Origin of the sequence: Sulfuricurvum sp. (assembly GCF_023250475.1) — a bacterium.
In the GTDB taxonomy this organism is placed as follows: domain Bacteria; phylum Campylobacterota; class Campylobacteria; order Campylobacterales; family Sulfurimonadaceae; genus Sulfuricurvum.
Genome location: NZ_JAHFAQ010000001.1, coordinates 41,629 through 58,434 on the forward strand (window position 1 = coordinate 41,629; position 16,806 = coordinate 58,434).

Consider the following 16,806-nt stretch of genomic DNA (forward strand, 5'->3'; position numbering starts at 1 on the left):
TTAATATCTGTTATAATCCTATAAGTGCTGAATAATAATTCACAATAAAGGGTAAAGGCTCATTTCATGAAAGCTTTAAAAAGCTCATTTAGCGAATACTTTGCCAAAAGACGGATACAACAAACCCCGTATTATCTCATTGCATTGTTAACCTTCAATATGATCGTGGTGGTTATGATCACCATAGCCATTTTATACAATCTTGGTTTTGAACGGCAAAAAAACCGTCTTATCGAACTGGTAGAGACGCAGGCGGTGATGATTAATGTCGTGGCCAAACAAGAGCTTTTACTCCATAGAAACCTCCCTCCCCTACTGGAAAAACAGCTTGCTGAAAATATCATTCAAAAAGTTACGAACGCTCACTATCGGTACGGAGGATTTGAAAAAACAGGTGAGTTCACCCTCGGAAAGCATCAAGGTGACGAGATTCAGTATCTTATCAAACAGCGCCATTTCAATATGAAAAAGCCTACCGCTATTCCTTGGAATTCCAAACTCGGGGAACCGATGCGTCGAGCACTCAAAGGGGAAAAAGGGACGGCGGTAACCTTCGATTATCGGGGGGCAATCGTTTTGGCCGCATATGAGCCGATTAAAGATTTAGAATGGGGGATTGTCGCCAAAATAGATCTCTCTGAGATTCGCGCCCCCTATATCGAAGCGGCTCAGTACGCGCTGGGACTAACGATTTTACTGGCACTGATCGGGAGTCTTATTTTTTGGTATTTTCTTCACCCCTTAGTCAAAGATATCGAAGATTCACGCCATTTCAACCGTATGCTGATTGACAGTTCCTCCACAGGATTGGCTTTATGCTCATTAGAGGGGAAAATTATCGATGCCAATAAAAGTTTTTTAAAAATCGTCGCCCTTTCAACCAAACGGATACGAGAGTTAACCTATTTTGACCTTATAGCAGACACCCTTGTCGAGTTTGAAAGAGGACAATTTTACTCACTTAAACAAAACGGCCGTATCGACCCGTATGAAAGCCTCTACATCGGTAAAAATTCAGAACCTATCCCCGTCAAAATATCCGGTAAACTCATCTCCATCAAAGGACTGCCGTATGTGTGGCTGAGCGTTGATAATATAAAAGAGTATAAAATTCGTGAATCAGAGCTTTTGTTATCGGATGCGGTCTTTCACAGTACCTCCGAAGTGATCTTCATCACCGATACCTCCAAAAATATTATCAAAGTCAATGAAGCATTTAGCGCAGTAACCGGATTTAGCGAAGAGGATGTCTTGGGGAAAAATCCCCGAATTTTGAAATCGGGAAAACATGACCGTCCATTTTATGATGAGATGTTTCAGACGATCAATACGACGGGTAAATGGCGCGGTGAAATATGGAATAAACGAAAAAACGGGGAGCTTTTCCCCTCATTGCAAAGTATTTCGGCGATTCATGATGAAACGGGGAAACTTATCCGCTACGTTGCGGTACTGAGTGATATCACCGTTCAAAAAGCGTATGAACAGCAGCTCCTTATCGATTCGCATCATGATGTTTTGACAGGATTGCCAAACCGGCTATTTTTTAACCAAATGCTCACGCAAACCCTTGCCCGAGCGGAACGGGGCGACAAAATATTTGCCCTCTTTTTTATCGATCTCAATCAGTTCAAAGAGGTCAATGATACTCACGGGCATGAATGCGGAGATATACTCTTAAAAACAATCGCAGTCCGGTTACGGGACAATATACGTACAGATGATTTTGTCGCTCGTCTGGGAGGCGATGAGTTTACCATCATTTTTGAATCCGTCAAATCCAAAAAAGAAGCGATCATGGTCGCAAAAAATCTTCTCAATAAAACAAAAGAGCCTATTTTAATTAACAATTGCGATATCACCCCTTCCATCAGCATCGGTATCGCTTTTTATCCCGAGCACGGCAAGGATGCTGAAACACTGCTCAAATACGCCGATAAAGCGATGTACCATGCCAAGCATCAGACAACCGAGCATTACACCCTGTGCAATGATATAGACTAAAACTCCCCTCCTCCGCGAACGATGTCCATACCGTATTTATCTCTCATCGTTGTCAATGCTTCCGTAAGACTGCGCATTTTCGTATCGTTTTGTATTTCAAGGAGGTTGAAACTTTTCGGATCATGATGGATAAACTTGGTGGCACTCATAGCGATATAGCGGATACCGCTGTGGGGATAAATATCCAATTCTCTGAATTTCTCTAGGGTGAAAGATTGCAGAAATGTTTCGTTAAACAAACGATAAAGGGTGTACTGTTTCTTCGAATTTCCCCAGTTCTCATATCCCAATGAAAACGAATACGTTGTCGGATTGACTCCCAGTTTCATAATGGTATGACTCCAATGGCGCACCAGAATATGGATACGGCGGAAAAGTTCATCTCTATCGTGAACCGGATGATCCATGGAGCGTGATATCCCTATCCCTTTGCGCGATCGGCTCGGTTGTACACTTTCATTGTCCTCACCTCTGAACCGTCCATAAAGTTCCCTGCTCTGAGTTCCCCAAGATTGAATCAACGTCTCCGATCTCCATGCGTCACCGATGCTTTTGATACCGTAACGCTCCATTTTAAGCGAAAACGCTTTTCCGACACCGGGGAATTCGCCGATGGGAATGTCTTTGACAAAGGATTCTATCTCATGGTTATGAATAACGCGAACGCCGTAAGGTTTAGCCGATGACGTCGCCAGTTTGGCAATCCATTTTGAACGGCTTGCTCCGATGGATACGGGCAATTTGAACTCTATACTAATTTGATTTTGGAGATGTCGTACAAACTCATAGGTGTCGGCTTCGTCGATCCATCCTCGAAGATCGCCGAACATCTCATCGATACTGTACTGTTCCATTACGGGTACGGCGGTAGAGAGGTACTCCATCAATTCATGGCTCATCGTATGGTAGAGCAGATGGTTAGGAGGGAGGAGAATAAGATGGGGACAGAGACGGAGAGCTTCATGAACGCTCATGGCGGTTTTTATCCCGTAAGCGCGCGCTTCATAGCTTGCGGTCGTGATAATCCCCCGCATCTTATCTCCATCTTTAAAATAATGGCGGCTGTCGTGTTCCGCATGAAAGAGCGAAGGGACAAAAGCTCCCGTATTCAAAGTCATCAGTTTTTTGTTACGGGAGGGATTTTTATCAAAGATAAACGGATCGCCTCGCCCCCCTACGGCCACACACTTTCCGTTCAATGAGGAGTTGTGAACCCGTTCGCACGAAGCAAAAAAACAGTCAAGATCTAAATGGATAATCATAGAGCGGATAATAGAGCGATTTTCTCAAAAAGCTCCATTCCCTGTCAGATTGACATATTAAATCCGTTCTAAAGCAGCTCTAATTTATACAGAAACAACCGCTCTTTATACGAGGGGATATCGAGTTCCTGACGGTATTTGGCGATCACACGGCGTACCATTTTGACTCCGAAACGCTCTTCGATCATCTCATGAAGCGTTTTATCGCTAAAGGGGTCATCTTTATTCTCACTGGATACGAGACGTTTCAGAAAATGTTTGATCTCCGATGTGGAGACTTCGCCGATCGAGTTGGAAAAAAAGTCTTTAAACGCATACAGTCCCCGCTCAGTTTGGATATATTTATCGGCAATTGCACGGGAAATCGTCGATTCGTTGAATCCCAGTTCATCCGCAACATCCTGAAGACGGAGAGGCTTGAGTTCTCCCCCCATAAAAAAGCCGTACTGCTTCTCAATAAGAACCAATGCGACATTGTAAAGGGTCGCTTTGCGCAGGTCGAGTAGTTTGACAAGTTCCCGCGCTTCTTTGAATTTTTGGCGGGCAAAGTTATCGTATTTATCGATCATATTCACCTGCAAATCGGGATAAAATGCATGATTGATACGGATATTCAGTTCCGACCCCGCAAATTCGACAAACAGATCGGGGGTAATCTGCGTTTCCGGTTCCATATATTCCAAAGCAGGCGGATTTCGAAGATGCTGCAACACCGATTTGGCGTCATGCAAGCGTGGATGGTTGATAAATTTCTCCATCTTGTCAAACTGCAAGATCATCGCCCCCAGCAAGATACTCAATTCATCATCCAAATCATAATCGCTGAGTTGAAATAAAAACGACTCCTTATAATCGACCGCTCCGACACCCGAAGGCTCCAAATGGGCGAATCGCTGACGAACTCTTTCTACGGTATAAGCATCGGTATCGCACTGCTGCGCCACCTCTTCCACCGATCCCTCGAAATACCCTTCATCATTAATATAGTAGACAATCTGACGGGCAATCTTTTGCGATATAGGGGTCGGAAACAGCGGCGCTACAATCTGTTCATCAAGTTTTTCATAAAGAGAGGCGGAAGAGATACTGAGCCATTCGATCTGATCGCTTGAAGCGTTGGAAACATAGTTTTGAAATGCACCGTAGGCCGAAGTGCCTCCAACGCCGGAATTGGACTCTTCAAAACCCGACTTGACTTCCAAACAAGGGTTTTCGTTCGTAATAACTTGCAGGTGTTTTTCGAGATCGTTCAGAGAGCATTGCAGCAACGGCAACCACGTCTGCATCGATAATCTTGGTAATTGTTTTTGTTTATAAGAGAGTGTTGTTTGCATAATAATCCGCCTAAATAAATACACACTTACACAATCAAATGCATATTTTGTTCTTATGGAAAGTATAGGCTTTTTTTAAGCAGTATTATGATCAAAAAATAGGCAGTTTCTATTCGTGGTGAGCGTATCGAAATATGGTAGTCATGCTGAACTGGATTCAGCATCTCATATTAGACCCCGAATCAAATTCGGGGTGATACTATGAATCATCAATATGATGAAGAGGTATTAGTATTTAATGCGTACCAATCCATTTGGTGCGACGACTTTCATCTGACAAGCAAGACGGGCTTTAGGGTTGCTTTCATTAAGCGTTTTAAGTACCGCTTTCTCTTTATCCGTTGTAGGGCTCATATACTCCATACCGGATTCGATCATTACGACACAGGTACCGCATTCGCCGTCACGGCATCCGAACGGAAGTGCACTACCTGAAGCTTCAACGATATCTTGGATCGTTTTGCCCGGTATGACGTTGATCGCCAAAAAGTCATTCATAATTTCTACACGTGTTGTCATCCCAACTCCTTTTATACGATTATGATATTAGCCGCAAGGGCACCAATTCTTCATGATACTATATGCAAAAATCTCAGAAAAGAGCGTTCTATTCCCCCTCTTCGTGAGATTGCGCCGCTTTTTCAGCGGCTTTCTTGGCGCGGTGTTCTTTGATCCATCGTAGTTCTTCGGCGACCTCATCATAGCCGTCATCCTCAAGAGCGCTCTCCAGCTCCCCTTCACGGCATCCGAATATCAGCCCCTCTTCGATGAAATTGACTTCATAAACCCGTATCGTCTGCAAAAAATCACCGATGGCACGAACGTATCCTTCGGCACCCGCTTCAACAAGAGTCTCGCCGACCCCCGCATGAGGATAGGTTCCGTCATTACGGATCGTTTTGGTCAATCGCACCCTCTGACCGACTCGATAAAGAGAAAGGATCTCGTCTTTGGTCGACATTTTGTAGAGATTGGTTTTCCGCGATGCCTCATCAATCGGCATATTCTCTTCAGAAAGTGACGGTGTTTTGGCTGACACAGGCGTGGACTCCATGACTGACCTCCTCTACGCTGCTACAGCTGCTTGATGTGGAACAGGTACCGCAAGCGCTCGGCTTGTCGAACATTTCCCAGACATCGGCGGCTGATGGGCTATAGCCGTTTTCAAAATTTTTGTAAACGGTAATAAGGGCGAATTTATAATATTCGAGCAATTTTTCATCGTTTATGAAATCATGCCCTTTGGCTTTTTCCACTAACTCTCCGAATTTTTTCATCATATGAAAACGTTTTACCTGAACCAAACGCTCATCGTATGCAAGATCGAAAAAATCAAAAAAATCTTCGGTATCGGTGATTTTTTGAAATTCAGCTAACGTTCCCATAACACTCTCCTTATAATCCCATCTCGCTTTTGAGCTGGGTTGCCCAACCGAGAACTCTCTCTTCGGTCAAATCTTCCTGATTGACATCATCAATCCCTAATCCGCAAAACTTTCCGTCCCGTTCTGCCAGTGAAAATTCATAGTCGTATCCGCTGGTTGGAATAAATCCGTGTGCTTCGGATCCGAGCGAGACAAAAAGATCGTGCATTTTCCCCAATGCACTCAAAAAATGTTCGCCATGCGTCTTTTGATCGCCCGCACCGAAAAAGGCCACTTTTTTACCGCTCAAGTCGGGACGTTCGTTATCCAGTTCATAGAGAGGGTCAACCCAGTCACGCTGAGGATCCCCTTGTCCCCATGTAGACGAACCGAGGATCAATACGTCGAAATCTTCAAATTGATCGATTCCGTCAAAATCCTCTTCCATATCGATCAGTTCCGCACCTTTGAACTGCTCTGCCAAAAGCTCTGCCGCTCCACGCGTCACACCGCTGCTGCTACCGAAAAAAATTCCAACTTTTGCCATTGTTTACTCCTTACCCTTGTTGTATGCACGGTTTGTATTGTTCATAAATCTCAATTGCGCTTGAGAGTGATTTATCTCCGTCTTCGAAGAGTGCATCTAGCGTTCGATAACTGAAGCGATGCGCATCTTTAAAATATTTGTTGACGATACAGATACGATCGGCAATGACCGCACATCGTCCGAATCCCTCATGGCTCATCTCCATAATGACGTTACAGACAACTCCCGTTTTACGCTCGAAAGACAATGCGATCGCTTTATAGATCATCTTGATATCGTTGATCATCATCTCGTCGATGTCGGCAATCAAAGGAACCAGTTTGATCTCTTCTTTGGTCTTAACATATTTTTTGACCAACAACTCTTCATCACCTATTCTCGCCCAGTTTCCGAACTGATCGAGGGCGCGGATCTGACGAACGATCTCAAGACCGAAATCACTTAATTTTGTTTCTGCTTCCATAATTGGATCCTTGTTTATGTATCGTTTATTCGCCCTCGGCCCAGCGATCCTGTCGCACATCGTGTTCGGTTTGCATTTGCATGATGTTTTTAATCCACGGCGGAGGATTGCCGTTAATCATGGTCACTAAGTTTTTAAGGACGTCTTCGATCCGCGTCATATCATTTGCTTTCATCGGATGAATCCCCGCACGTATCACTTTTGCCGCAGCGGTTCCGCCGATGCTTTCCGAATACATGATATTAACTCCCTTGAGGGCACGAACACGATAATCGGTTTTGTCATCATCTTCCGGTTCCGTGCTGTCGGTTTTAATCACTTCTGAGAGTTCAAATCCCTCTTTGGAAACGTTGTACACAACAAACTCTTTGGCTCCGCCGAAATGGGCATTGATCTCTTCCATATCTTTCGTCGCAAAAGCGACTTTTAAAGCATTTTTCATTTTCGTATCCCCTTCAATCGTAATTTTAGTGTTCATGCTTGACCTTCCTCAATTCGTTAGCGATCTCGAATAAAAAGTACGTGCTTCCTTCATACAGTTGATCGTTTTTGAGCTGGTTCCCTAACTCTTCATAGTTCGGGAATCCTCGGATAACGAGCGCCGTATTCTCTACACTATGCAAGATTCGTTCTGCATGAAAATTACTGATGACCATATCTGCCCCTTCAAAAAATCGTTCTGCATCTTCCAAATCTCCGACGAAAACATTTTCCGCTTCAATGGTGTGGAGAACATCGCTAAATGTCGTAGACACCGCTGCGGTGATCGTTCCACCGACACTGCGTATGAGTGCGCACATTCCCGAGAGCATATCGGGCTCTCCCGTAATAACGAAGTGGGAAGTACCGATAAGAAAATGGGAATCGAGCATTGCATCCTGCAATCGGGCACGCCATCGTTTAATCAACGGTTTCGGCTCAGAGTGTCGTATTTTCATGAGCGCACTTACAAAATTGTCACACCCCTCCAACCCCATCACATGATCGAAATGGAGATGCTCGATAAGGGGATTCTTTTTTTGCAAAGCAAGCGCCGATTTTTTCATAGAAGCACCAAGTGAGACAACAACCGAAGAGGTTGCGAGATCACGTATCTGTTCCACCGTAATCCCGCCGTTTGAGAGTTTCCCCTGCCCCTCTTCCCAGTATCCGTCGAGGGAAGTAGAGAGATCGGGAAGCGCATACGTTTCAAAACCGAAATCCTCACAAAAACATTTGAGTTTTTCGATCTCTATAGGCTGCATACTCAGATGAGGCAACAGTACGAGTTTATTCGGTTTTATTCCGGTGGCGGCTTCGGTGATTTGCTCGATCATTGCGGTGACGGTGAGTGACCATCCGCTCTCCATCCCCCCCTCATAATCGGGAGTATTGACGAATACATAGGGGATTTCGATGTGCATCCCCACACCCCGAACATCATCCCCTTTCGTCTCCGTCAGTCCCGTCGTGTGCAGACCGATCATGGACGGTTTGAGATTTTTTTCTTTGGACTGAATATTCTCTATCGCCATAAGGATCGAATAATCACCGCCGTCGAGAACGGCGGTGATATCGCTGACCGAAGTGTTACGCACGGCGATGGGTTCGTTGAAATGACGTGTGAAGAAAACTTTGGTGTACGAGGCACACCCTTGTGCGCCGTGCATGAGGGGCATGCAATCTTTTACCCCTAAAAATGCGAGGGTTGCCCCCATCGGCTGGGAGTGCTTGATCGGATTGACTTGAAGTGGTTTATGCTCATGACGAGAGAGGGAGAATTCCATGGCAACTCCTTGTTAAAAGGAGTATTGCAAGAAGTGTGCGAGAAGGCTTATTCTAGGCTACAGTGTTTTCTCTCCATAGATATGAACATCTCTCTGCGGATAAGGGATTGTTACCTTCGCATCATTGAGCGCTTTGTAAATCGCCATATTGACCTCATACTGCGTTTTGAAATAACTTCTCGTCGGAACCCAGTAACGCATCCCGATCTCGACGGCGCTATCTCCGAACTTCTGTATCCCCACAACCGCTTTGTTCTCACCCGAAAGGCTATCAAAAGCGTCGATTACCCGCTTGATAAGCTCGATCGCTTTTTCGGCATCATCATTATACGAAATGCCGACACTCGATTCGACGATTCGGTAATCGAACGAGTTGACGATCACCTCTCCGATCATATTTTTATTGGGGATCGTAATCAGCTCTTCATCTTCGGTTCGAAGTGTCGTATACCCCAGTTTGATCTCTTCGACGATACCGTAGACTTTATTGACCAAGATCGTATCGCCGAGTTTAAAGGGGCGGGTGATCACCAAGGAGATCCCCGCTGCGAAGTTGGCAACCGTCCCCTGCAAAGCCAAACCTGCCGTCAGAAAAATAGCACCAACCGCTGCGACAAAAGGGGCGATAGATATGCCGAGCTTCCCGATCGCTATAATAAACATCGCACCGAATACCAGAATACGGACGACATTAGCTGCGAATTTGCCCAAAGTTGCATCAAAATCGTGCGTACTGAAAAATCGGATTAAAACAGTATAGATGTACTTCGAGAGAAACCATCCGATGGTGACGATGATAACGGCACCGATAATTTGAAAACTGTAATTCGTCAAAAACTCTATACTCAGTTCATAAAACTGTTGAACGTAATGCAATTCCTGATTCATAGTATCTCCTTGACAATCAAAAAGAATATTATGCCCAATTATTTCTCTCTACATCTCCCACGGAGCCGGTTTTCCGACATTGGCAAAAACAGGATTACGGAACGCGTATTTCAAATCTTCCGCGAGATTGAGCAATCCGCCGTATCCGCCGTAGCTCGTTTTCTTCTCCTGATTGACATCAATAAAGGAGATTTTTTTCTTGATCGCCGTATAGAGACTTCGCCCTCCCGCTAGGAGAATATGTGCCCCTGTAGAATCGATAATTTTTCCCTGCTCGGAAGCGGGCTTTGTCATCAAAACACCGTTCTCCCCCAAATATTCGCGCGCTTTATCAATATCATCCTGTGTCGATTTGGCAACACTCGTCGCTACCACTTCGATCCCCAAATCCTGCAACCCCGAAGCAATCGACCACGCTTTGTTTCCGCCGGTATTGAGAACCGCTTTTTTCCCGCTAAAGAGGGCTTTGTACGGAGCCAATTTCACTTCCAAAGCCGCCTCTTCCTCCGCGATCACGGCTTCGGCACGCGCAATGAGTTCAGGAGATCCCAAAGCGTTCACGATCTCTCGGATAGCAAACGATGTATCACGCTTGCCGTAAAACGACACCGATATCCACGGGATACCGTACTGCTCCTCCATTTTACGAGTCAACGTAATAAGCGATTTGGCGCAGACGATAACATTGAGTTTGGCACGATGTGCCATGCGGATATCGCCTACCCGACCGTCACCGCTTAGTGAGCTGAGGATACGGATGCCGATCTTCTCAAAAATAGGTAAATACTGCCACATATCCCCTGTTACGTTGTAATCACCGATAAGATTGATATCGTAAGGGGTTGTTTTTTCAGGCTCTTTCGTACCGATCAGATGTTCCAATACCGCTTCCCCGGCTAGACGTGAACCGAGATTTTTGCTTCCGACAAAACCTGCCGCATGAACCGGAACGACGGGAATCCCGTGTTTTTCACTTGCTCTCTTACAGGTCATATCGATATCATCTCCGACAAGTGCCGTTACACACGTCGAATAAACGAAAATTGCTTCGGGACGATAGTTTTCCATAATATAATCGATCGATGCGTCCAAACGCTTGTCCCCGCCGAATATGACGTCATTGGTCGTGATCCCAGTGGTAAATCCCATCTGGGTATGATCTCGTCCGGGATACGACGTTTTTGTCTCACGAGTCTCCCATGATGCTCCCAGACACGTTTGGGGGCCATGAACAAGATGAATGGCATCCGAATATGGGAAAAGGGAAATTTGGGCACCGTCAAAAGCGCATCCCCCTGCGGCAAGTCCCGGTTTAGGCTTATCGCACCCCTCTCCCGGTTTTTTCTCTTTGCTGTGTGAACAGGCGCTCTCATTCATAAGTTCTTTAATTTTCGCGCGGCTGACCATAGGATACTCCTAAAGCTGAAGTATCCTTTCCAATGCAAGAAGCGTGCGAGCAGAGGCTTTTACATTCGTTTAGTGGCGGTTACCAGAAATATCGGATAGTTTTTGTTCTCTTTCTCAACGCTATGGGCATGATGAAATCGGACATGATCAAATCCCGCTTTTTCAATCGTTTCACGCAATATCTCTCTCTCAAATCCCAAATGGTAGACTCCCTCATTTCCATGGGAATGGAAAGTTCCGTCTTCCGCTTCAAGATCGGCAATTGCGATAAATCCGTCTGGTTTGAGATGGTCGTGAAATGCGCTGAATAAAGCTGCCGTGTCTTGGACATGATGCATCGCCATTGAGCTGACAATCCCGTGAAACTGTTTTTCCAAAGCCTCTTCGCAAATATTTTGACAAATCGCTTCCACATACATATTTTCGGTATTTTTACTCTCCAGCTGCTCCAGCATCTTTTCGGAGAGATCGACGCCGGCAACACTTTTGACCATCGGAGCGATTTTAAAACTAAGCAGCCCCGTCCCCGCACCGAAATCCAAAATATTCATATGATTTAATAAAGCGATTCGGCTCGTAATGGTTTGAAAGACGGCTTGGGCGATATTTTGGCGCATATCTCCCTGATCCCATCCCACGGCGGCTTGGTTAAAACGTTCACTCATCTTTGACTCTTTATCGTAGGTATTTATAATGTGTATTATAAAGCATATCCATTAATATAGATACCGTAAACTTTTCTTTATGATTACGAGAGTACCATATTATAAGAATCATTTAAAATCTTCGAAATAACAGGAGAATCAGATGGGACACAATGGAAAGTTTATTATTGTTGCAGATATGAGTGAACTGAAAAGTTATGAAGTAAAGTGGATCAGCGGAACGGATCGCTATCATTTGGATCTTAAGTACGATTTAGACTACATTGACGGACGTCAAGCTATCAGTAAACAACTCAGTGACGATCGAGGCCGATTCGGTCACGACAGCGGTGATGATTACGGGATAGAGCACGAAAGCGAACAGCGTTTGATTCGTCATATCGCAAACGATATCTCTGCATTTTTATCTGATGTTCCGGAAAGTTCCTGTTATCTTGCATTTCCCGCAAAGCATCACAAAGAGCTGACGGAAGCCCTCTCCGAAACCGCCCGCAAAGCATTGGCAAAAAATATTGCGGCCGATCTCATTAACTGTCCTGCAGAGGATTTGCTCTCTCATTTTTGAGTATTCATGAACACTAAACGGGAAACGGGTCTGACGATCACCCTTCCCCTCCGTTCATCTTTCCTCTCATCTTTTTAATATTCCCGTGCTTCGTCTTGCTGTCCATCCGCCGTTTCTGCGAATTGCGGGTCGGTTTGGTCGCTTTACGTTTTTTTTGCGTCACCATAACACTTTTAATAAGTTCTTTGAGCCGCTCCAATGCCGCGTCTTTGTTCTCTTCCTGACTCCTCGATTCTTGGGATTTGATATTGATCATCCCCGCTTTGGTGATCCGATGATCGGCCAATTCCAAAAGACGCTCTTTATAGAGGTCCGGAAGCGTTGAAGCGTTGATATCAAAGCGTAAATGGATTGCCGTAGATACCTTGTTGACATTCTGCCCGCCAGAGCCCTGAGAGCGGATCGCCGTAATCTCGATCTCGGTATCGGGGATCGTGATCGTATTTGAAATAATCAGCATACTATAGATTTTCCTCCCCTTTTTACCGTTTTTTTGTTATCATCAATGATAGTTAAATTTTTGTTAAAAAAGGGGCATATCATGAGTACACGACACGATCTGGATCTCAAAGCATTCGAAGCGATCCTCAAAACAGAAAAAGCAAAAATAGAAAAAAATATTTCTCTCACCAAAGCGGAGCTAAACGGCATTGTAAACGAAGATGAAATCGATGATATAGAAGACATGGCAGGACTTGAAATCAACAATACAACCGACCAAGCGCTTTTGCAAAAGTTGGAAGCGGAGATGGCCGAAATCAATGCGGCACTCAACAAAATCGCACTGGGGAGCTACGGTATTTGTGAAAGAACCGGTAAACCAATCCCTGTTGCGAGATTAAATGCCAACCCTACGGCACGAACCGTCGTAGGCGAGTAAAAGAGTTACGATGCCGTATCCTGATCATTTACATAACCATTTAAGCCAAATTGCCGAAAAAATGGGGATCGATCCCGCAGAAATGACGGTGGTAAAAATGTCGCCCGGTTCGGATGAACGGCACCGGCAGCTTGAACTGTTGCAAGGAGGCTGGAATCAAGAACAGCCGTGGATCATTGTTGATGAAGAGGATCAGGTGTATGCTTTGACCTCTGTCGAATCTATATCCAAGATCGTACGACTGCTAAGTGTTAGTCAAAGCGAAAATTTTCAGCATAAACTTGAAAAAGCGATTTGGCAACAATTGCCGATCGACTTTGAGGATGTATGGGAAGTGGCGATGGATCGGATTCGGACAATGGCTCGTACACAGTCCGACAGTACAATCGTCAGCATCGATTTGGATTGGCTTGTGAACGAAATAAAGCAAAAGTATCCGAATCTTTTTTATCATCTCGATCAGATACTGAGACAAAAAGAATAAATAGACTACGGAGAAATCACATGCATAGCAATCAACAGCTTATTGATCATCTGATTGCCTCAGGAGTTCTCCGTTCTCTTTCTCTGATCAACGCCTTCAAAAAATGCGACCGTATTGATTTTGTCCCCGAAGAGTTTCGTCCGTATGCATACGAAGACCGTCCTTTGCCGATCTCAAATGGGCAAACGATATCCCAGCCCTACACCGTTGCGATTATGCTGGAGCTTCTCCAACCGCACAGCGGTGACAAAGTATTGGATATCGGTTCCGGATCGGGGTGGACGACGGCGCTTTTAGCCACAACAGTAGGAGAATCGGGATTTGTTGAGGGGATTGATATTATCCCTTCCCTTGTTGAATACGGGAAAGAAAACTTACAGACGGCAGGTATATACAATGCTTCCATTAGCTTGATCGATTCTCAAATTCTCGGAAAACCGGGACGACGGTATGACCGTATCCTTGTCTCTGCAAGCGCACCCGAAATGCCAAGGGCTCTGTTCGATCAACTCAAATCGGGTGGGACACTCGTCATCCCTGTACAAAACAGTATTTGGCGCCTCACCAAACATGAGGACGAAACCTTTGACGCCTATGAGCTCCCCGGGTTTGTTTTTGTCCCTCTTATCGGCTCAAAAACATGAGGGCAAAAACCGAATGGGTTGGATTGAGCAGTAATGAAGCAATAGCTAAACGAATGCAATACGGCTCCAATGTACTCCCCGAAACGGAACCTAAAAAATTCTCCCGTATTCTGATAGACGTCATTAAAGAACCGATGTTTTTGATGCTGCTAATCGCCGGAACGATCTATCTGGCGTTAGGGGACAAAGCAGAAGCTTTTTTTCTATTAACCTTTGTCTTTGCCGTTATAGGTATGACGCTGTTTCAAGAGCACAAAACGCAGCGTGCGCTGGAATCACTGCGCGATCTTTCCGCTCCCCGTGCGTTGGTGATTCGAGACGGTGTAGAGATCCGTATTCCAGGACGAGAGGTGGTTCAAGGCGATCTGATGGTTCTGCACGAAGGAGATCGTATCGCCGCCGATGCGCGGCTGCTGGAAGGGCAATTATCGGTCGATGAATCACTCCTGAGCGGAGAATCGGTGCCGGTGAACAAAGCAGCCGAAGGGTTGTTATTTGCCAGTACCGTAGTCACCAAAGGAGTCGGGTTCGCGAGAGTCCATGCTGTCGGAATAGATACGGCCATCGGGCATATAGGTCAATCGCTGAGCAGAACCGAAGAGAGCGTATCCGCTCTGCAAAAAGATTCCCGATCCCTTATCCGCGTGCTAAGCCTGATCGCTGTAGGGGTGGCATGTTCGCTAATCCTTGTTAATTGGGGGTTGAATCACCTTTCATTGCTAGAAAGTCTTCTCTCCGGAATCGCTCTGGCAATGGCTATCCTTCCCGAAGAGATCCCCGTCATTCTGACTGTATTTTTGGCTCTCGGTGCTTGGCGCATCACGAAAATAAAGGTACTGACCCGCCGTGTATCCGCGGTAGAAGCGTTAGGGGCGATCACTATCCTCGCCGTAGATAAAACCGGAACATTGACTCAAAACCGGATGCAGATTGCCGAATTATCAGCAGAGGATAGAACGTTTAGTACCGACCAAGAAAACAAACTTCCTGAAATATTTCACTCATTAGTCGAATTTGCTATTCTCGCAACCCCTACTGATCCGTATGATCCGATGGAAAAAGCGATCCAATCGTTTGGACATGCACACTTAGTAGGCACGGAACATCTTCATGATGAGTGTAATCCCGAGTTTCATTACGAGCTCTCGGCAGACATTATGGCGATGACCCGGGTCTATTCGGACATCGATCCCTCATTGCACCTCCTCGCGACGAAAGGTTCTCCCGAAGCCATCATCGATTTGTGCCATCTCTCGGAAACCAGACGCCGTGATATCCAATCTCAGGTTGAAGATATGGCTTCTCGCGGTCTGCGGGTATTGGGGATAGCCAGAGGCGAGCTGGAAGCGACTGAATCGGAGCCGATTTGGCCCAAAAGCCAACATGATTTTGATTTTATTTTTTTGGGGCTTATCGGCTTTATGGATCCGCCGCGTCCCGAAGTTTCTACCACACTCACCGAATGCCGAAATGCCGGGATACGCGTGCTTATGCTGACGGGAGATCATCCGGCTACGGCACGTGCTATCGCACGACAGGTGGGATTGTCTGATCGCCCTAACGTGATCACAGGCGATGAAATTTCGAGACTGAACGATGAAACTTTACTCGTATGGCTTCAAGAGTGCGATATCTGCGCCCGTATGCAGCCCGAACAAAAACTCCGCCTAGTTCGGCTGTTGCAGCAAAACGGCGATACCGTGGGAATGACCGGCGACGGCGTCAACGATGCACCGGCACTGAAAGCGGCGGATGTAGGGATTGCCATGGGCGAGCGGGGAACCGATGTGGCGCGTGAAGCGGCCGCCATTGTCTTATTAAATGATAGTTTTGCCAGTATTGTCGCCGCAATCCGGCAAGGGAGAACTATCTATGACAATATTACCAAAGCGACCCGTTTTACCTTTGCCGTCCATATCCCTATCATTGCTCTAACACTGATACCTGCACTGCTGCAATGGCCGACGTTGCTGATGCCGCTTCATATCGTACTGCTTGAACTGCTAATCGATCCTGCCTGTGCCGTTGTTTTTGAAGCGGAAAGCGCAGCAAAAAACATTATGAAGCGTCCGCCGCGCCATTTGAGCACAACCCCTTTTAGTAGAAAAAACATAGGATATGCATTGATTCAGGGAGCGGGAATCGCACTTATCTTGCTGATCCGTTATCTCCAATTGCTGCAGATGGGATGGATGATCCATTCCATTCAAAGCACCCTATTTACAGCGCTGGTTTTTGCCTTATTTCTGCTGGTACTAGTCAACAGCGATTTTGCCGATTCCATCCCATTTAGTTTTAATCGAGCCAATCCGATGCTGATTTATATGTTTGGAGGAGTAATAGGGCTGCTTGCGGTAGTATTATTGATTCCCGTTTTGCGGGATATGCTCGGGTTTGCTCAACTTACCCTCTCTCACATCAGCGGAGCGGGGGTACTCTTTGGTATTTGCGGAATATGGCTATTGCTGATGCAGGGGATACATAACCGTTGGTTAGAGCCAAACACCGTCAATTGAAAGATTGACGAGTTGGT

At 45.7% G+C, this 16,806-nt stretch carries 19 protein-coding genes; 6 read left to right on the forward strand and 13 right to left on the reverse strand.

Going from position 1 to position 16,806, the window contains the following annotated elements:
* Positions 1 to 66 precede the first annotated feature (66 nt).
* On the forward strand, positions 67 to 2,004 hold the full coding sequence (locus Q0C19_RS00225) for a diguanylate cyclase (protein ID WP_295051482.1): 1,938 nt from the start codon (positions 67 to 69) through the stop codon (positions 2,002 to 2,004).
* Here Q0C19_RS00225 and Q0C19_RS00230 read toward each other — a convergent pair.
* The 12 genes from Q0C19_RS00230 to Q0C19_RS00285 form a co-directional block, all read right to left on the reverse strand.
* Positions 2,001 to 3,266: a DNA polymerase IV gene (locus Q0C19_RS00230; protein ID WP_295051486.1), complete on the reverse strand. Its 1,266-nt coding sequence runs from the start codon at positions 3,264 to 3,266 to the stop codon at positions 2,001 to 2,003. The two genes, Q0C19_RS00225 and Q0C19_RS00230, sit on opposite strands and share 4 nt — an antisense overlap.
* A gap of 68 nt (positions 3,267 to 3,334) precedes the next feature.
* Positions 3,335 to 4,600, reverse strand: coding sequence for an RNA polymerase factor sigma-54 (gene rpoN, locus Q0C19_RS00235; RefSeq protein WP_295051487.1), 1,266 nt, complete (start codon positions 4,598 to 4,600; stop codon positions 3,335 to 3,337).
* A gap of 228 nt (positions 4,601 to 4,828) precedes the next feature.
* Entirely contained in the window at positions 4,829 to 5,119 is a 291-nt protein-coding gene (locus tag Q0C19_RS00240) for a 2Fe-2S iron-sulfur cluster-binding protein (protein ID WP_294894617.1), read from the reverse strand.
* Positions 5,120 to 5,207: 88 nt separating this feature from the next.
* Positions 5,208 to 5,654, reverse strand: coding sequence for a nitrogen fixation protein NifZ (locus Q0C19_RS00245; protein WP_295051489.1), 447 nt, complete (start codon positions 5,652 to 5,654; stop codon positions 5,208 to 5,210).
* Entirely contained in the window at positions 5,611 to 5,985 is a 375-nt protein-coding gene (locus Q0C19_RS00250) for a nitrogenase-stabilizing/protective protein NifW (RefSeq protein WP_295051492.1), read from the reverse strand. The genes Q0C19_RS00245 and Q0C19_RS00250 overlap by 44 nt, the downstream gene beginning before the upstream one ends.
* 10 nt (positions 5,986 to 5,995) lie before the next feature.
* Positions 5,996 to 6,511 (reverse strand): flavodoxin, encoded by a 516-nt coding sequence (locus tag Q0C19_RS00255; protein WP_295051495.1) that lies wholly within the window; start codon positions 6,509 to 6,511, stop codon positions 5,996 to 5,998.
* 10 nt (positions 6,512 to 6,521) lie between these two features.
* Positions 6,522 to 6,974, reverse strand: a complete 453-nt coding sequence (locus Q0C19_RS00260) for a NifX-associated nitrogen fixation protein (protein WP_295051498.1) — start codon at positions 6,972 to 6,974, stop codon at positions 6,522 to 6,524.
* A gap of 25 nt (positions 6,975 to 6,999) precedes the next feature.
* Positions 7,000 to 7,452 carry a nitrogen fixation protein NifX gene (gene nifX / locus Q0C19_RS00265; RefSeq protein WP_295051500.1) on the reverse strand — a complete coding sequence of 151 codons (453 nt, stop codon included), beginning with the start codon at positions 7,450 to 7,452 and terminating at the stop codon, positions 7,000 to 7,002.
* Positions 7,442 to 8,740, reverse strand: a complete 1,299-nt coding sequence (nifN, locus tag Q0C19_RS00270) for a nitrogenase iron-molybdenum cofactor biosynthesis protein NifN (RefSeq protein ID WP_295051503.1) — start codon at positions 8,738 to 8,740, stop codon at positions 7,442 to 7,444. Before nifN ends, nifX begins: the two co-directional genes overlap by 11 nt.
* A gap of 57 nt (positions 8,741 to 8,797) precedes the next feature.
* Positions 8,798 to 9,628 (reverse strand): mechanosensitive ion channel family protein, encoded by an 831-nt coding sequence (locus tag Q0C19_RS00275; RefSeq protein WP_295051506.1) that lies wholly within the window; start codon positions 9,626 to 9,628, stop codon positions 8,798 to 8,800.
* A 48-nt stretch (positions 9,629 to 9,676) separates the two neighbouring features.
* The gene (nifE, locus tag Q0C19_RS00280) at positions 9,677 to 11,035 is read right to left on the reverse strand and encodes a nitrogenase iron-molybdenum cofactor biosynthesis protein NifE (protein WP_295051509.1); all 1,359 of its coding nucleotides are present in this window, start codon (positions 11,033 to 11,035) and stop codon (positions 9,677 to 9,679) included.
* A gap of 59 nt (positions 11,036 to 11,094) precedes the next feature.
* A complete protein-coding gene (locus Q0C19_RS00285) occupies positions 11,095 to 11,700 on the reverse strand; it encodes a class I SAM-dependent methyltransferase (RefSeq protein WP_295051513.1) in 606 nt (201 codons plus the stop codon).
* A gap of 142 nt (positions 11,701 to 11,842) precedes the next feature.
* Between Q0C19_RS00285 and Q0C19_RS00290 the strand changes: the two genes are divergently transcribed.
* Positions 11,843 to 12,265, forward strand: coding sequence for a host attachment protein (locus tag Q0C19_RS00290; RefSeq protein ID WP_295051516.1), 423 nt, complete (start codon positions 11,843 to 11,845; stop codon positions 12,263 to 12,265).
* A 37-nt stretch (positions 12,266 to 12,302) separates the two neighbouring features.
* On the opposite strand, the gene arfB is transcribed toward Q0C19_RS00290, so the two are convergent.
* The gene (arfB, locus tag Q0C19_RS00295; protein ID WP_295051518.1) at positions 12,303 to 12,725 is read right to left on the reverse strand and encodes an alternative ribosome rescue aminoacyl-tRNA hydrolase ArfB; all 423 of its coding nucleotides are present in this window, start codon (positions 12,723 to 12,725) and stop codon (positions 12,303 to 12,305) included.
* A gap of 81 nt (positions 12,726 to 12,806) precedes the next feature.
* Between arfB and Q0C19_RS00300 the strand changes: the two genes are divergently transcribed.
* The 4 genes from Q0C19_RS00300 to Q0C19_RS00315 are packed head-to-tail and all read left to right on the forward strand — an operon-like array spanning position 12,807 to position 16,789.
* Entirely contained in the window at positions 12,807 to 13,145 is a 339-nt protein-coding gene (locus Q0C19_RS00300) for a TraR/DksA family transcriptional regulator (protein ID WP_295051521.1), read from the forward strand.
* 10 nt (positions 13,146 to 13,155) lie between these two features.
* Positions 13,156 to 13,629, forward strand: a complete 474-nt coding sequence (locus Q0C19_RS00305) for a DUF2603 domain-containing protein (RefSeq protein WP_295051524.1) — start codon at positions 13,156 to 13,158, stop codon at positions 13,627 to 13,629.
* Between the two features lie 20 nt (positions 13,630 to 13,649).
* Positions 13,650 to 14,273 (forward strand): protein-L-isoaspartate O-methyltransferase, encoded by a 624-nt coding sequence (pcm, locus tag Q0C19_RS00310; protein ID WP_295051527.1) that lies wholly within the window; start codon positions 13,650 to 13,652, stop codon positions 14,271 to 14,273.
* Positions 14,270 to 16,789 carry a cation-translocating P-type ATPase gene (locus tag Q0C19_RS00315; RefSeq protein ID WP_295051529.1) on the forward strand — a complete coding sequence of 840 codons (2,520 nt, stop codon included), beginning with the start codon at positions 14,270 to 14,272 and terminating at the stop codon, positions 16,787 to 16,789. The genes pcm and Q0C19_RS00315 overlap by 4 nt, the downstream gene beginning before the upstream one ends.
* Positions 16,790 to 16,806 lie beyond the last annotated feature (17 nt).

Excerpts from the sequence above, each read along its gene's own strand:
- Q0C19_RS00300 (WP_295051521.1), top strand. The coding sequence starts at position 12,807 with ATGAGTACACGACACGATCTGGATCTCAAAGCATTCGAAGCGATCCTC.
- Q0C19_RS00290 (WP_295051516.1), top strand. The coding sequence starts at position 11,843 with ATGGGACACAATGGAAAGTTTATTATTGTTGCAGATATGAGTGAACTG.
- Q0C19_RS00250 (WP_295051492.1), bottom strand. The coding sequence starts at position 5,985 with ATGGGAACGTTAGCTGAATTTCAAAAAATCACCGATACCGAAGATTTT.
- Q0C19_RS00260 (WP_295051498.1), bottom strand. The coding sequence starts at position 6,974 with ATGGAAGCAGAAACAAAATTAAGTGATTTCGGTCTTGAGATCGTTCGT.
- Q0C19_RS00225 (WP_295051482.1), top strand. The coding sequence starts at position 67 with ATGAAAGCTTTAAAAAGCTCATTTAGCGAATACTTTGCCAAAAGACGG.
- Q0C19_RS00255 (WP_295051495.1), bottom strand. The coding sequence starts at position 6,511 with ATGGCAAAAGTTGGAATTTTTTTCGGTAGCAGCAGCGGTGTGACGCGT.
- Q0C19_RS00315 (WP_295051529.1), top strand. The coding sequence starts at position 14,270 with ATGAGGGCAAAAACCGAATGGGTTGGATTGAGCAGTAATGAAGCAATA.
- nifN (WP_295051503.1), bottom strand. The coding sequence starts at position 8,740 with ATGGAATTCTCCCTCTCTCGTCATGAGCATAAACCACTTCAAGTCAAT.
- Q0C19_RS00275 (WP_295051506.1), bottom strand. The coding sequence starts at position 9,628 with ATGAATCAGGAATTGCATTACGTTCAACAGTTTTATGAACTGAGTATA.
- arfB (WP_295051518.1), bottom strand. The coding sequence starts at position 12,725 with ATGCTGATTATTTCAAATACGATCACGATCCCCGATACCGAGATCGAG.
- Q0C19_RS00285 (WP_295051513.1), bottom strand. The coding sequence starts at position 11,700 with ATGAGTGAACGTTTTAACCAAGCCGCCGTGGGATGGGATCAGGGAGAT.
- rpoN (WP_295051487.1), bottom strand. The coding sequence starts at position 4,600 with ATGCAAACAACACTCTCTTATAAACAAAAACAATTACCAAGATTATCG.
- pcm (WP_295051527.1), top strand. The coding sequence starts at position 13,650 with ATGCATAGCAATCAACAGCTTATTGATCATCTGATTGCCTCAGGAGTT.
- Q0C19_RS00305 (WP_295051524.1), top strand. The coding sequence starts at position 13,156 with ATGCCGTATCCTGATCATTTACATAACCATTTAAGCCAAATTGCCGAA.
- Q0C19_RS00240 (WP_294894617.1), bottom strand. The coding sequence starts at position 5,119 with ATGACAACACGTGTAGAAATTATGAATGACTTTTTGGCGATCAACGTC.
- nifX (WP_295051500.1), bottom strand. The coding sequence starts at position 7,452 with ATGAACACTAAAATTACGATTGAAGGGGATACGAAAATGAAAAATGCT.
- nifE (WP_295051509.1), bottom strand. The coding sequence starts at position 11,035 with ATGGTCAGCCGCGCGAAAATTAAAGAACTTATGAATGAGAGCGCCTGT.
- Q0C19_RS00230 (WP_295051486.1), bottom strand. The coding sequence starts at position 3,266 with ATGATTATCCATTTAGATCTTGACTGTTTTTTTGCTTCGTGCGAACGG.
- Q0C19_RS00245 (WP_295051489.1), bottom strand. The coding sequence starts at position 5,654 with ATGGAGTCCACGCCTGTGTCAGCCAAAACACCGTCACTTTCTGAAGAG.